This is a genomic window from Duganella sp. AC917, assembly GCF_979258245.1.
Map to the genome: position 1 here is coordinate 3,248,445 of NZ_OZ409848.1, position 13,372 is coordinate 3,261,816.

Sequence of the window (13,372 nt, forward strand, 5' to 3'; positions counted from 1 at the left end):
GACTCCCGCCCTACAGGGCTAACGGGGCCGGAAGATTTGGGATCGGTCATGTCGACCTGCGGTCCAGCATCGCGCGGGCGATGGTGCCGGCGTCGACGTATTCGAGCTCGCCGCCGACCGGCACGCCGCGCGCCAGGCGGCTGACGTTGAGCCCGCGCGCCTTCAGCAGCTCGCTGATGTAGTGCGCGGTGGCCTCGCCCTCGTTGGTGAAATTGGTGGCCAGCACCACTTCAGCGACCAGGCCGTCGGCGGCGCGCGCCACCAGCTTTTCCAGGTGAATATCTTTCGGGCCGATGCCGTCAAGCGGCGAGAGCCGCCCCATCAGCACAAAGTACAGGCCCTTGTAGGTCAGCGTCTGCTCGATCATCAATTGATCGGCAGGCGTCTCCACCACGCATAGCAAACGTCGGTCGCGCTGCTCGTCGGTGCACATGTCGCAGACGTCTTCTTCGGTAAAGGTATTGCACAGCGCACAGTGATGCACGGCGCTGACGGCCTGATGCAACGCGCGCGACAGCATGTCCGCGCCTTCGCGGTCATGCTGCAGCAAGTGAAACGCCATCCGTTGCGCCGACTTGGGGCCGACGCCAGGCAGACGGCGCAACGCTTCCGTCAGAAATTCCAGCGATTTGGACATATGCCCGGACCGCGCCCTTGCTTAGAACGGCATCTTGAAACCGGCCGGCAGATTCATGCCGGAGGTCAAGCCGCCCATTTTCTCGGCGGAGGTGGCCTCGGCCTTGCGCACGGCGTCGTTGAAGGCTGCGGCGACCAGGTCTTCGAGCATGTCCTTGTCGTCGGCCAACAGCGACGGATCGATCGACACGCGCTTGACGTCGTTCTTGCAGCTCATGACGACCTTGACCAGGCCGGCGCCGGACTGGCCTTCGACTTCGATCAGGGCCAGCGCTTCCTGCGCCTTCTTCATGTTGTCCTGCATTGCTTGCGCTTGCTTCATCAAGCCTGCCAGTTGGTTCTTCATCATGATGGAGTTCTCCGTGTTTTAAATGGTAAGGATGTGATTGACGTTGTGATCAACTCGGTGCGGCGGCCAGGGCGGCCGCCGGCGGCACGATCGAGCCCGGTACTACCCAGGCATCGAATTCGCGGATCATGCTGTTCACAAAGGGATCGTTGGCGATGGTCTCTTCGGCGGCGCGCTGGCAGGCCGCGCGGTGCGCCTGCGCCTCGGCGCTGGCGGTGTACCAGACGGCGCCCAGTTCGGTGTCGACGCGCACGGCGCGGCCGAAGCGCTCGGTCAGCGCCACGGTCAGCTTTTCCACGTTGCCCTGCGTGCGCCAGGTTTCAATCGGCACCCGGACCTTGAAGACAACGGCGTTGCCGTCGAAACCGCACTCGATCAGCTCGGCCTGCATGGCCAGTTGCTGGGCCACGCCGCGCAACGGCAGCGCGGCGGCCACGGCAGGCCAGTTGCCATCCCAGCCCAACTCGGGCACCGGGGTGATCACATAGGCGTAAGGCGCCTTGGCCGGGGCCGGCGCGGCGCGGGCCGGCGCCACGAAGGCCTGCACGCCGTCGCCGGCGCTGGCGCTGGCCGCTGGGGCCGTTGGCGCAGGTGAAGGGCTATGCGCCGGGGCGTAAGACTGGCCCGGCGCGGCCGGCGCGTAGCCTTGCGGCGCCGGGGACGATTGCGCTATCGCGCTGTCGTCGGAAAATTCGGTGACCCATGGCGGCAAATCGTCTTCGTCGTCGGCTTGCTGTTGGGCAGGCTGCGCGGCGGGGGCGGCGTATTGCGGCGCGGCGGCAGGGGCCGGCTGCTGCACCGGCTGCACGGCCTGGCGCACGGGCGCTTCCAGTACGGCGGCGTCGCCACCGGAGGCGGCGGTCGGCGGCAAATCTTCCCATGGCGCAGGACGCGACGGTGCGGCGGCCTGCGCGGCATTAAAATTTGCGGAGGCTCCAGGCGGCGTATGGGCGGCGCTCGGCGCCTGTGGCGGCGGAGGTGCTGCGGACGGCTCGGCAGCGGCTGGCGCTGGCGCCGACGCGGCGGGTCCGCCACCGTAGGCGCGCGCTCCAGGCTTGGAACCGGCGCGGGCCGCTTCCAGTGCTGCGTTCAGGGCGGCGCGCGCGGGGCTGACCGGTCCCGAGGGTGCGGCTGGCGCTGCGGCCTGCGGCGCCGGCGCGGCGACTGGCGCCGGTGCAGGCATAGGCGCCGGTGGCGCCACCGCCGGGGTCGGCGCGACGCTGACGGCGGCCATCGCCGGCGCGGCAGGTGCGGCAGCCATAGCCGGCGCAGGCGCAGGTGCGGAAGCAGGCGCCGACGCAAAAGCAGACGCGGGCGGTTGCATCTCGCCGCGCGCCATCGCGGCGGCGGCGCCGGCCACCACCGCAGGCGGCGTCATGCTGGCATGATTGGCCTGCACATGCGAAGCCGCGCGCGCTGGCGGCGCGGCGGCGGCGCGCGCGGCAGCCACGGCTGCCGGTCGCGACATCGCCGGCGCCCCCGCCGGTTGTCCATCGGCCCCGCCTACGCCGGGGCGAAAGGCCAGCATGCGCAGCAAGGTCATCGAGAAGCCGGCGTACTCGTCCGGCGCCAGGCCCAGTTCATTGCGGCCATGCACGGCGATCTGGTAATACAGTTGCACTTCTTCGGCGTCGAACGCGGCGGCCAGGCGCACCACATCGGCGTACTCGGGCAAATCCTCCGGCAACGCGGCCGGCACCGTCTGCGCCAGCGCGATCCGGTGCAACAACGTGCCCAGATCCTGCAGCGCGCCGTTATAGGAAAGGCTGCGCGTAGCCATCTCGTCGGCCACGGCCAACAGGTCGGCGCCATCCTGCGCGGCCAGCGCGTCGAGCAGGCGGATCAGATAAGACTGGTCCAGCGCGCCAAGCATGCCCTGCACCGCGTCGAGCGTCACCTCGCCGGCGGCGTAAGCGATGGCCTGGTCGGTCAGCGACAGCGCGTCGCGCATCGAACCATGGGCGCCGGCGGCCAGCAGACGCAAGGCCGGCTGCTCGAAGGCAATGCCCTCCTGCCCCAGGATATTTTCCAGATGGCCGATGATGTGGCCCGGCGGCATCTGCTTCAAGTTAAATTGCAGACAGCGCGACAGCACCGTCACGGGAATCTTTTGCGGATCGGTCGTCGCCAGGATGAACTTGACGTGCTCGGGCGGCTCCTCCAGCGTCTTCAGCATCGAGTTGAAGGCGTGGTTGGTCAGCATGTGCACCTCATCGATCATATAGACCTTGAAGCGCGCATTGCTCGGTGCGTACACCGCCTGCTCCAGCAGCTGCGCCATTTCGTCCACGCCCCGGTTCGACGCCGCGTCCATCTCGATGTAATCGACAAACCTGCCGGCGTCGATCGCGGTGCACGCCTCGCACACGCCGCACGGGGTCGGCGTGATGCCGCCGTTGCCGTCCGGACCGATGCAATTGAGCGACTTGGCCAGGATGCGCGACAAAGTGGTCTTGCCGACGCCCCGCGTGCCGGTGAACAAATAGGCATGGTGCAGCCGTCCGCTGTGCAGCGCATGCGTGAGCGCGCGCACGACGTGCTCCTGGCCGACGAGCGTTTCGAAGTTCTTGGGACGGTATTTACGGGCGAGGACTTGATAGGACATGCTGGATTTTACCGTAGATAGCAAGAGCAAAGGGGCTGCGTTGGGCACGCCAAAGCGGCAATTGTAACAACTCGGCGGGATAATAGGTACGGCAAGAATTCTGCCCTACAATTTGTTTTTGCTTCGATCCGTGAAAAATGAAAAAAATCGCCCTGCTCTCCCTGCTGATGTTGTCCCTGAACCTGCACGCCGCCGAGCGTGAGTGGACGCCCTATAAAAAACTGGTCGAGGGCTTGCGCCTGGACCGATTCTACGCGCTGCCGGTCGCCGAGCGCGACCGCGTGAACCTGTTCCTGAAGGTACAACCGGTCAACAAAGCCTACAAACCGTCCGACGTTATACTGACCGTCGTCGATGGCAACGAACGCACGCCGCTGCCCGCGCTGACGCCGGACTTCCGGCTGGCGATCGGCGCGCCCAATCCAAAATGGATGAGGGACGAGGTCAAGATCATGACCAGCCTGCCGAAGGAAGACAAGACGGCCGTCAATTACGAAGCCGTGACGCCGCTGCCGGAAGGCCTGCAATGGTCGTACGCGACCGTGATGGGCAGCGTCGGCCAAATGAACAAGGCGATCAAGAAGATGGCCGGCGCGATGAGCCTGTTCGCCCCAAGCGTGGATGTGGTGCTGTTCAAGTTCGACAAGCCGGCGCAGCTGACGGTCGGCACCAAGGTGTACAACACCAACGCCAAGCACGAGATCGCGCTGAAACCGGAATCGGACTTGATGAAGGCTAACCCGACAATTGTGGCGTCGGCACGTCCGTTCGAGGCGGAACTGCGCGGCGAGTAAGTCGGCGCCAGCGTTGCGGACATAAAAAAAGCTGCCTGATGGCAGCTTTTTAATATTCCCGAAGGATTCCCGAAGGAGGCGAGCCTGATCTGCGGCACTTATGGTTAATAGCCGTGGCTGCTTCGTTCCCGACCTGACCAGGTTAGCCATGCCACAATGCGCAGGGGCCCGCCGGGGTCAATTATACCCTACAGGCCCAACTCCTGCCAAATCTGATCCACACGCGTTTTCACCTCGGGTGTCATGGTGATCGTCGTGCCCCACTCGCGGGTGGTTTCACCGGGCCACTTATTGGTCGCGTCGATGCCCATCTTGCTGCCCAGGCCACTGACCGGCGAGGCGAAGTCCAGGTAATCGATCGGCGTGTTGTCGACCAGGGTGGTGTCGCGGGTCGGATCGACGCGGGTGGTGATCGCCCAAATCACCTCTTTCCAGTCGCGCACGTTCACATCCTCGTCCACTACCACGATGAACTTGGTATACATGAACTGGCGCAGGAAGCTCCACACGCCGAACATCACGCGTTTGGCATGGCCGGCGTACTGCTTCTTGATCTGCACCACCGCCATGCGGTAGCTGCAACCTTCGGGCGGCAAATAGAAATCGGTGATCTCGGTGAACTGCTTTTGCAGCAGCGGAATGAACACCTCGTTCAGCGCCAAGCCCAGCACGGCCGGCTCGTCCGGCGGCTTGCCTGTATAAGTAGAGTGGTAGATCGGATCGCGGCGCATCGTGATGCGGTCGATCGTGAACACCGGGAAGGAATCCTGCTCATTATAGTAGCCGGTGTGGTCGCCATACGGCCCCTCCAGCGCGTGCTCGTAGCCGGACGGGTGGTTCTCGTCGGGATAGATATGACCTTCGAGCACGATCTCGGCCGACGCCGGCACCCGCAGCTCGCTGCCTATGGCTTTGACCAGCTCGGTACGGCTGCCGCGCAGCAGGCCGGCGAACTGGTATTCCGACAAGCTGTCGGGTACCGGCGTGACCGCGCCTAATATAGTAGCGGGATCGGCGCCCAGCGCGACGCAGATCGGATAAGGCTTGCCCTTGTTCTGTATGGCGTGCTCGCGGAAATCGAGCGCGCCGCCGCGATGCGCCAGCCAGCGCATGATGACCTTGTTAGGACCCAGCACCTGCTGGCGGTAGATGCCCAGGTTCTGGCGCTTCTTATTAGGTCCCTTGGTGATGACGAGGCCCCAGGTGATCAGCGGCGCGATATCGCCCGGCCAGCAATGCTGAATCGGCAGTTTTGCCAGGTCGACATCGGCGCCCTCCCACACGATGTCGTGGCACGGCGCGCCGCGCAATTCCTTCGGCGCCATGTCCCAGACCGCCTTGACCAGCGAGCCCAGGCCCAGCAAGTCCTTGAAATCCTTCGGCGGTTCCGGCTCCTTCAAGCGCGCCAGCACGTGGCCGATCTTGCGCAGCTCGCCGACGTCTTCGGCGCCCATGCCAAGCGCGACCCTGCGCGGCGTACCGAACAGATTGGTCAGCACCGGGATCGTGTGGCCGGTCGGATTTTTGAACAGCAATGCCGGTCCGCCGGCCCGCAATGTGCGGTCGGATACCTCGGTCATCTCTAAATGCGGCGAAACGGGCAATAAAATAGGCCTAAGTTCGTCCATTCGTTGCAGTTGAGAAATAAAATCTCGCAAATCTGAATATTTCATCGTTTTTTAATTTTTTCTTGCAGTGAAGCGTACTGTTTAAAAATACAGGTCAAGTAGTTGATTTTATTGGTTTTCCCGTCAACGCAAGCAAAAAAGTAAGATTTAAAAGTAATAGCTTTCAATTGCGTTAGTATTGACTTGATATAAAACGGCTTCTACAATTTGCCCTACTTGAAGAGGACACGGTCTCAGGACCACATGGAAGCACATGTTGATGTTGCTCATTCATTCACGGAGTCGGGGCTCCACATGACATTTTAAGGAGTGTTTTCAAAAGGCGTCTGCCTTACCCCCGAAAGAAGTTGTATTGCGACTGATCGAATACCACTGGGAAAGATCAGCTCAGGCAAGCAATGACGGCGTCCAACGCGCGCACCCATAGCGGCGACGGACGATGATATTTCTGATGCATGGCATTAGCACCCCGTTAGCTGCGTTCAACGCTGGCAGGGACCCGCTTTTACGGCATTTCAGGGGAACTCTATGATTAATCGCTTTACTAGTGCGTCGGCTGCTGCCCGCACTTACCTGGCCGGCCAGCCAGCGACGTCGTTTTTGACGGCTCGCGTATCGGCAAAGGGTGTGTTGACCACCGCCCAGCACACTTTGACCATTCTTGGTGTGACCGCTTTAGTTGTCATGGCAGTATTTTTTGTTCGTCCGGATCTGGCCAAAGCCTTGAGCGACAGCCTGAACCCGGCGCCAGAAGTCCCAGCCGTCGCCGCCGTTGTGGCGCCGCCGCTGTCGGCTCTGATGCAAACTTCCGCCGCAGCGCCCGCAGGCACCATGGCCAACGCCAAGGAAGCCCCGCTGAGCGCCGACGAAAAAGCCCTGATGGGTACCCAGAAGCAGCAACAATGGGTGACGTCGTGGCTGTCCAAGCGCTACCGCGTGGCTGGCGACGCCGCCAACATGCTGGTTTCCACCGCCTACCTGACTGCCCGCGAAATCAAACTTGATCCGCTGTTGATCCTGGCTGTGATGGCCATCGAATCCGGCCTCAATCCGTTCGCGGAAAGCCCGGTCGGCGCGCAAGGCCTGATGCAGGTCATGTCGAAGATCCACCACGACAAGTTCCAGGAAATGGGCGGCCTGCAAGCGGCGCTCAATCCGGTCGCCAACATTCGCGTCGGCTCGCTGATCCTGAAGGATTACGTCCAGCGCGGCGGTTCGGTGGAAGCCGGGCTGAAAATCTACGTCGGCGCGGCAGCATTCGAACATGACGACGGCTACGGCTCGAAAGTGTTAGCTGAATACAATCGTCTGAAGCAGGTTTCGGCAGGCAAGAAAGTGCCGACGATCACGCCAATGCTGGCGGCGGCCAAGCCACAACCGCAGCAGCAGCCTCAGCAGCAAACCGCGCCGATCGCGGCAACCGCGAGCGCGAACCAGGAAACGCAAATCGCCGGCCTCTAATATATATAGAGAGGGCGTCGAAAAAAAGGCCGTTCAGTGCAGACTGAACGGCCTTTTGCATTGTCGATCGCTCACGGACAGCTGGTGACCTTGGTCTTGATGCCGTCGCGGAAGGGATCCCTGCCGCCGGTGAGTGCATTGGATTCCTTGTACGCGCAGTAAGTGCCGCCGCCGGGCGTGCGCACCTTGGTCATCAACCTGCCGTCCGGCGTGCTCACCTCCTCCATGGTCGTGCCACTGTCGTTACCCACGTAGGCGCCGCCTATCTTTGCAGCCAACACAGTCGTATCATTGGCGATCTTCTTGTCGCGCGGATTCCATGCTTCCTTGCGCAACTGTTTGTCGGCCAGGGCGGCGCTTTTCAGCAAGCGCTGCCGCAAGTCCTCGGTTGGCTTGGCGGGCTGCTCGGCAAACGGGTCCGGCGCTGGCGCGGGCTGGGTGATCGCTTGCGGCTGCGCAGGAGCAACTGGCGCCGCCACAACCGGCGCCGGCGTGTCCAGCCTGATGGCGGAAGGCCTGGATAGCGGACGTGCGGCCGCCTTGGGCGGTGTCGGCGCAACCGGCTGAAGCCGTTTCATCGGCGCGAGGATGTATGTGATAGCGGATGGGGGCGTTATGGACGCCGCCAGAGGCCGCTCAGGCGTCTGCCATGCGACAAAGCCCAGCAGGTGTGCAGCGCCGATCAGCGCCAGCCAGCCGCGTCGTCGCCACGCCTGGGGGCCTTGTGCGGAATAGAGTTCGATAATGCGCCTCAGAATTAGCCAAATACCAACCAATTCTGCGTTGGAGGTTGAGCCAGGTCAACAACGATATAAAAAAAGCCACCGCAAGATACCTTGGGTGGCTTTTGGCGATACCGGAAACGGCTTAGCGCTTCTTGTCGGCAGCTACTTCGTCCGGACGCAGGCGCGCGGCCAGCTTGTCCAGCACGCCATTGACATATTTGTGGCCGTCGATACCGCCAAACGACTTGGTCAATTCCACCGCTTCATTGATAACGACGCGGTAAGGGATTTCCAGGTTGTTCTTCAATTCGAACGCGCCGATCAGCAGGACCGCGTGCTCGATCGGGGACAATTCGGAGATGCCACGGTCGACCAGCGGCGCGAACGTCTCCCGCAACGCCACCGAATCCTTGATCGCGCCGTACAGCAGCACGGTGAAATGGTCGCCGTCGGCCTTGTCGAAGCCGTGCGCGCCACGGATGTTGTTCACCACGGTGGCGGCGTCTTCATTGTTCAGCAGCCACTGATATAAACCCTGCAACGCGAACTCGCGTGCGCGGTGACGCGGCGTGCGACTCTTGCTGGGGTTGGCGTGCAAAATTTTATCTGTCATGGTTGTACCCGTTTCTAATTACGTACTTTTAATTACTCACTACACTGCTGAAAACCCGGCCTGATGTGCCGGCGCATACCGGCACATCGGGCCGTCTTACCGATATTACTCGTCGTCGCCCTGGTCCTGGCTCAGCTCTTCAAGCGCGATGGTCAGGTTGGCCATCTCGACCGCCACGCGGGCGGCGTCGGCGCCTTTGACGGCCATGCGCGCTTCCGCTTGCTCGTCGTTTTCGGTGGTCAGAATCGCGTTGGCGATCGGAATACCATAGTCGAGGCCGATACGGGTGATGCCCGCGCCCGATTCGTTCGACACCAGCTCGAAGTGGTACGTCTCGCCGCGAATGACAGCGCCCAGCGCGATCAGCGCGTCGAACTGCTGCGATTCGGCCATCTTCTGCAGTACCAGCGGCACTTCCAGCGCGCCGGGAACGGCCACGTGCAGCACGTCCTCGTCGGCAACGCCCAGGTGTTTCAGTTCAGCCAGACACGCCGACAGCAAGCCGTGGCAGACGTCCTCGTTAAAACGCGCCTGAACGATGCCGACGCGCAAACCGTCGCCGGACAAATTGGTTTCGTAGCTTCCTACCGTCATGATGGACCTCTTTATATGTGTGTTGTTAGTTCGGTTTGGCCAGGTAGCCGGTCACTTCCAGATCGAAGCCTGTCATCGACGGCATCTTGCGCGGGCTGGCCAGCAGCTGCATCTTGCAGACGCCGACTTCCTTCAAGATTTGCGCGCCAATACCGTAGCTGCGCAGGTCCATGCTGGCCGCGCGGCCCTTCGGTTTCGTCTCCGGCTTGTCGAGCGCCTGGAATTGCGAGAAGAACTGTTCGGCCGTCTCCTCGCAGTTGAGCAGCACGATCACGCCGCTGTCGGCGGCCTTGACCGCCGCCAGCGACGACGACAGGTTCCACGAGTGGGTGGTCGCCTCGGATTCGAGGATGTCGAGGATCGATACCGGCTGGTGCACGCGCACCAGGGTTTCCTTGTTCTTTTCAATCTGGCCGTGGATCAGCGCCAGGTGGGCCGAGCCGCTCGGCTTGTCGCGGTAGGCGATCATGCGGAACTCGCCCTGCGCCGTCTTCAGCTGGCGCTCGCCGATCTCCTCAACCAGCGACTCGTTGCGGCTGCGATAGTGGATCAGGTCGGCAATGGTGCCGATCTTCAGATTGTGTTCCTTGGCAAATTCCAGCAGGTCCGGCAGGCGCGCCATGGTGCCGTCGTCCTTCATGATCTCGCAGATCACCGAGGCAGGCGTCAGGCCCGCCATCGCGGTCAGGTCGCAGCCGGCTTCGGTATGGCCGGCGCGCATCAGGACGCCGCCCTTTTGCGCCTTCAGCGGGAAGATGTGGCCCGGCTGGACGATGTCGGTCGGCTGCGTATCCTTGGCAACGGCCACCTGGATGGTCTTGGCGCGGTCGGCGGCCGAGATACCGGTGGTCACGCCTTCGGCCGCTTCGATCGAGACGGTGAAATTGGTGCCGAAGGCGGTGCCGTTACGGGTCGACATCATCGACAGGTGCAACTGGTCGCAGCGCTCCTCGGTCAGCGTCAGGCAGACCAGGCCGCGCGCGTGCTTGACCATGAAATTGATGGCTTCCGGCGTGACGAAATCCGCCGCGAGCACCAGGTCACCTTCGTTTTCCCGGTCTTCTTCATCGACCAGGATCACCATGCGGCCAGCGCGCAATTCGGCGACGATTTCTTCGGTGCTGGAAATTGACATTTTTAATCCTTGGGAACTATGCGAGAACAGGCCGCTATTTTAAAGGATTTACGACTTCCCCACCGTAAACAGCCGCTTTTATCCGGCAAAAGACGGCGTTTGCGCTCCTGGAGCTTTGCATATTGCAAACATTACCTACTGGTAAGGCACGCGGCCCGCTTGGCGGGGAACCTGGCGGGTACAATCGCAGTCGAACCAAAACGACAATCTGGAGACTTGGGATGGGCCAAATGATGCAACGAAATCCGGCGCGGGCGCTGAAACTGCTATTTGGGCTTGCCCTGGGCGGCTTGGGCGCCCTCGCCGTCCCGCTCCATGCGCAAGACGGTCCGCCCATCACGCCGTATCGGCCATCGGTATCGAGTCCCGCGCAATTGCCTGCGCCGGGCCAGCTGGAATTCGAACTTGGCGGCCTGAGCACAAAATCGGACGACGAGCGGCGCGGGAGTTTGCCGTACACCTTAAAGCTGGGATTCAACGAACAATGGGGCGTGGTGCTCGGCGGCGAAGCCTACGTCTCCTCACGCAGCGACGGCGACCCGCGCCAGCGCGGCATTGGCGATACGACCCTGGAACTCAAGCGGGCTTTCCTGGTCGACGACAGCACCGCCTTCGGCCTGGAACTGGGCGTGAAATTGCCGACCGCCAAAGACAGCATCGGCAGCGGCCGCAGCGATTACATCCTCAACGGCATCTACAGCCAGGACCTGGGCAGCGTCCACATGGATGCCAATCTGAACGCGACGCGCCTGGGAGCTTACGAGCCAGGCAGCGGACGGATTCAGAAAGGCTGGTCGGCCTCATTCTCCGCGCCAGTCTCGGAAAAATGGGGCGCAACGACGGAGGTGTCCGGCACCCACCGCAGCGGCCAGCCGAATACCGCTCAACTCTTGCTTGCCGCCACCTACAGCCCGACCAAGCGCCTCACCATCGATTGGGGCGTCGCCAGGGGGCTCACGTCAGCCTCCCCGGACTGGTCGCTGTTCAGCGGCATCGTGCTGCCGTTGGCAAAACTCTGGTAGCTGCCTGAAGGCAGGACTTACGGCATGGTCGCCGCGCCCACCGACACCATGCGCTCGACATAGCGGGCGATCAGGTCGATCTCCAGGTTGACCTGTTTGCCGACGCTCAGGTGCTTCAGGGTCGTCACGGCGATGGTGTGTGGAATCAGGTTGATCGAGAACTGGCAGACCAGATCGGCGCCGGTACCGATGTCGGTGACGCGGTTGACGGTCAACGACACGCCGTTGACCACGATCGAACCCTTGAAGGCCAGGAACTTGGCCAGATGGTGCGGGGCTTCGACAACCAGCTCCCACGACTCGCCCACCGCCTCGAACTTGCGCACCACGCCGAGGCCATCGACGTGGCCAGTCACCAGATGGCCGCCGAGGCGCTCGTTCAGGGTCACGGCTTTTTCCAGATTCACTTCGGTCAGCGTGTCGAGGCCGACGGTGCAATTAAGGCTCTCGCGCGAGACATCGACGCTGAAGTTGGTGTCGTCCTTGTCCACGACGGTCATGCAGGCGCCGTTGAGGGCGATCGAGTCGCCCAGCGCGACATCGGCCAACGGCAAGCCGCCCGCATTGACGTTCAGGCGTACGCCCGCGTACGAGCCGCCTTCCAAAGGTTTGACCGATTCAATTTTGCCAACAGCGGCGACGATTCCAGTAAACATGTGAGTGCAATCTTAAAGATGGGTGAATCGTGCAAGGATACGCAAATCTTCGCCGATCTGCTTAACCTCGTGAAATTTCAGGCGCTGCTGCAGCGACAAGTCGGTCAGCGCCGGCAGCGCGAACATGCCCTGCGCGTCGCCGATCAGGCTCGGCGCCAGATACAGCAGCAGTTCGTCGACGCAGCCCTCGCGTATCAGCGAACCGTTGAGCTTGCCGCCGGCCTCGACGTGCAACTCATTGATTTGCCGACGGCCCAGCTCGCGCATCAGTTCAGGCAGATCCACCTTGCCGGCGGCGTTGGGTAGCATGATGATGTCGGCGCCGGCGGCGCGCAACGCCGCCTCCTTCTCCGGATTGGCGACCGCCGCCACGATCCAGGTGCCGCCGCCCTCCAGTATCTTGGCGGACAGGCTAATGTCGAGCTTGCTGTCGACAACGATGCGGCGCGGCTGGCGAGGCGTTTCGACCGCCCGCACGGACAGTTGCGGATCGTCGGCCTTGACGGTGCCGATGCCGGTCAGAATAGCGCAGGCGCGCGCGCGCCAGGCATGACCGTCGGCGCGCGCCTCCGGCCCGGTGATCCACTGGCTCACACCGTTGTGCAGCGCCGTCATCCCGTCCAGGCTGGCCGCGCTCTTCATGCGCACCCACGGCAAGCCGCGCGTCATGCGCGAGAAAAAGCCGATATTCAGTTCGTACGCTTGCTCGGCCAGCAGACCGGTGCGGGTCTCGATGCCGGCCGCGCGCAGCTTGGCCAGCCCCTGCCCGGCCACCAGCGGATTCGGGTCCTCCATCGCCGCGACAACGCGGCCGAGACCGGCACGCACCAGCGCGTCGGAACATGGCGGCGTGCGGCCGAAGTGGTTGCACGGCTCCAGGGTAACGTAAGCGGTGGCGCCGCGCACGTCGTGGCCGCGCGCCTGCGCATCCTTGAGCGCCTGGATTTCCGCATGGTCGCCGCCGGCTTGTTGCGTCACCCCGGCGCCGATCACCTGCCCGTCGCGCACGATCACGCAACCGATGTGCGGATTGGGCGAGGTCGTGTACAGCCCCTTCGCGGCCCATTCCAGAGCGAGGGTCATGCCTTCGAGATCGTTGCTAATGTTCACTTTGTCCTTAATGGCTGGCGTCTCCGCAATTGTCGCGGTCGATG

The 13,372-nt window shown here is 62.8% G+C and carries 13 protein-coding genes and 1 other RNA gene; 3 read left to right on the forward strand and 11 right to left on the reverse strand.

Going from position 1 to position 13,372, the window contains the following annotated elements:
* Positions 1–46: 46 nt before the first annotated feature.
* From recR to dnaX, 3 genes are read right to left on the reverse strand one after another with little or no spacing between them, the layout of a single operon-like run.
* Positions 47–637, reverse strand: coding sequence for a recombination mediator RecR (gene recR / locus ACZ0BA_RS14065; RefSeq protein WP_463451871.1), 591 nt, complete (start codon positions 635–637; stop codon positions 47–49).
* Between the two features lie 21 nt (positions 638–658).
* On the reverse strand, positions 659–985 hold the full coding sequence (locus ACZ0BA_RS14070; RefSeq protein ID WP_209719930.1) for a YbaB/EbfC family nucleoid-associated protein: 327 nt from the start codon (positions 983–985) through the stop codon (positions 659–661).
* A 49-nt stretch (positions 986–1,034) separates the two neighbouring features.
* Positions 1,035–3,590 (reverse strand): DNA polymerase III subunit gamma/tau, encoded by a 2,556-nt coding sequence (gene dnaX, locus ACZ0BA_RS14075; RefSeq protein ID WP_463451872.1) that lies wholly within the window; start codon positions 3,588–3,590, stop codon positions 1,035–1,037.
* A gap of 137 nt (positions 3,591–3,727) precedes the next feature.
* On the opposite strand from dnaX, the gene ACZ0BA_RS14080 reads away from it, so the two are divergent.
* A complete protein-coding gene (locus ACZ0BA_RS14080; protein WP_463451873.1) occupies positions 3,728–4,384 on the forward strand; it encodes a hypothetical protein in 657 nt (218 codons plus the stop codon).
* Between the two features lie 74 nt (positions 4,385–4,458).
* Here the strand turns inward: ACZ0BA_RS14080 and ffs are convergent.
* Together ffs and ubiD are read right to left on the reverse strand one after the other, a co-directional pair.
* Positions 4,459–4,557, reverse strand: an RNA gene (gene ffs, locus ACZ0BA_RS14085) — signal recognition particle sRNA small type.
* Positions 4,558–4,572: 15 nt separating this feature from the next.
* Positions 4,573–6,057, reverse strand: a complete 1,485-nt coding sequence (gene ubiD, locus ACZ0BA_RS14090; RefSeq protein ID WP_463451874.1) for a 4-hydroxy-3-polyprenylbenzoate decarboxylase — start codon at positions 6,055–6,057, stop codon at positions 4,573–4,575.
* Positions 6,058–6,540: 483 nt separating this feature from the next.
* On the opposite strand from ubiD, the gene ACZ0BA_RS14095 reads away from it, so the two are divergent.
* Positions 6,541–7,473: a transglycosylase SLT domain-containing protein gene (locus ACZ0BA_RS14095; RefSeq protein WP_463451875.1), complete on the forward strand. Its 933-nt coding sequence runs from the start codon at positions 6,541–6,543 to the stop codon at positions 7,471–7,473.
* 71 nt (positions 7,474–7,544) lie between these two features.
* Here ACZ0BA_RS14095 and ACZ0BA_RS14100 read toward each other — a convergent pair whose 3' ends face one another.
* The 4 genes from ACZ0BA_RS14100 to ribBA all read right to left on the reverse strand — a co-directional run bounded on the left by ACZ0BA_RS14100 (position 7,545) and on the right by ribBA (position 10,540).
* Positions 7,545–8,051: a hypothetical protein gene (locus ACZ0BA_RS14100; RefSeq protein ID WP_463451876.1), complete on the reverse strand. Its 507-nt coding sequence runs from the start codon at positions 8,049–8,051 to the stop codon at positions 7,545–7,547.
* Positions 8,052–8,340: 289 nt separating this feature from the next.
* The gene (gene nusB, locus ACZ0BA_RS14105; protein ID WP_090327247.1) at positions 8,341–8,811 is read right to left on the reverse strand and encodes a transcription antitermination factor NusB; all 471 of its coding nucleotides are present in this window, start codon (positions 8,809–8,811) and stop codon (positions 8,341–8,343) included.
* A gap of 105 nt (positions 8,812–8,916) precedes the next feature.
* A complete protein-coding gene (ribH, locus tag ACZ0BA_RS14110) occupies positions 8,917–9,405 on the reverse strand; it encodes a 6,7-dimethyl-8-ribityllumazine synthase (RefSeq protein WP_363505278.1) in 489 nt (162 codons plus the stop codon).
* Between the two features lie 25 nt (positions 9,406–9,430).
* Positions 9,431–10,540 (reverse strand): bifunctional 3,4-dihydroxy-2-butanone-4-phosphate synthase/GTP cyclohydrolase II, encoded by a 1,110-nt coding sequence (gene ribBA, locus ACZ0BA_RS14115; RefSeq protein WP_463451877.1) that lies wholly within the window; start codon positions 10,538–10,540, stop codon positions 9,431–9,433.
* Between the two features lie 230 nt (positions 10,541–10,770).
* Between ribBA and ACZ0BA_RS14120 the strand changes: the two genes are divergently transcribed.
* Positions 10,771–11,562: a transporter gene (locus ACZ0BA_RS14120; RefSeq protein ID WP_463451878.1), complete on the forward strand. Its 792-nt coding sequence runs from the start codon at positions 10,771–10,773 to the stop codon at positions 11,560–11,562.
* Between the two features lie 17 nt (positions 11,563–11,579).
* Here ACZ0BA_RS14120 and ACZ0BA_RS14125 read toward each other — a convergent pair whose 3' ends face one another.
* Entirely contained in the window at positions 11,580–12,218 is a 639-nt protein-coding gene (locus ACZ0BA_RS14125; protein WP_463451879.1) for a riboflavin synthase, read from the reverse strand.
* A gap of 12 nt (positions 12,219–12,230) precedes the next feature.
* Positions 12,231–13,328 (reverse strand): bifunctional diaminohydroxyphosphoribosylaminopyrimidine deaminase/5-amino-6-(5-phosphoribosylamino)uracil reductase RibD, encoded by a 1,098-nt coding sequence (ribD, locus tag ACZ0BA_RS14130; RefSeq protein WP_463451880.1) that lies wholly within the window; start codon positions 13,326–13,328, stop codon positions 12,231–12,233.
* Between the last annotated feature and the right edge of the window lie 44 nt (positions 13,329–13,372).

Excerpts from the sequence above, each read along its gene's own strand:
- ribBA (WP_463451877.1), bottom strand. The coding sequence starts at position 10,540 with ATGTCAATTTCCAGCACCGAAGAAATCGTCGCCGAATTGCGCGCTGGC.
- ACZ0BA_RS14095 (WP_463451875.1), top strand. The coding sequence starts at position 6,541 with ATGATTAATCGCTTTACTAGTGCGTCGGCTGCTGCCCGCACTTACCTG.
- ubiD (WP_463451874.1), bottom strand. The coding sequence starts at position 6,057 with ATGAAATATTCAGATTTGCGAGATTTTATTTCTCAACTGCAACGAATG.
- ribH (WP_363505278.1), bottom strand. The coding sequence starts at position 9,405 with ATGACGGTAGGAAGCTACGAAACCAATTTGTCCGGCGACGGTTTGCGC.
- recR (WP_463451871.1), bottom strand. The coding sequence starts at position 637 with ATGTCCAAATCGCTGGAATTTCTGACGGAAGCGTTGCGCCGTCTGCCT.
- ACZ0BA_RS14080 (WP_463451873.1), top strand. The coding sequence starts at position 3,728 with ATGAAAAAAATCGCCCTGCTCTCCCTGCTGATGTTGTCCCTGAACCTG.
- ACZ0BA_RS14100 (WP_463451876.1), bottom strand. The coding sequence starts at position 8,051 with ATGAAACGGCTTCAGCCGGTTGCGCCGACACCGCCCAAGGCGGCCGCA.
- ACZ0BA_RS14070 (WP_209719930.1), bottom strand. The coding sequence starts at position 985 with ATGATGAAGAACCAACTGGCAGGCTTGATGAAGCAAGCGCAAGCAATG.
- ACZ0BA_RS14125 (WP_463451879.1), bottom strand. The coding sequence starts at position 12,218 with ATGTTTACTGGAATCGTCGCCGCTGTTGGCAAAATTGAATCGGTCAAA.
- dnaX (WP_463451872.1), bottom strand. The coding sequence starts at position 3,590 with ATGTCCTATCAAGTCCTCGCCCGTAAATACCGTCCCAAGAACTTCGAA.
- ACZ0BA_RS14120 (WP_463451878.1), top strand. The coding sequence starts at position 10,771 with ATGATGCAACGAAATCCGGCGCGGGCGCTGAAACTGCTATTTGGGCTT.
- nusB (WP_090327247.1), bottom strand. The coding sequence starts at position 8,811 with ATGACAGATAAAATTTTGCACGCCAACCCCAGCAAGAGTCGCACGCCG.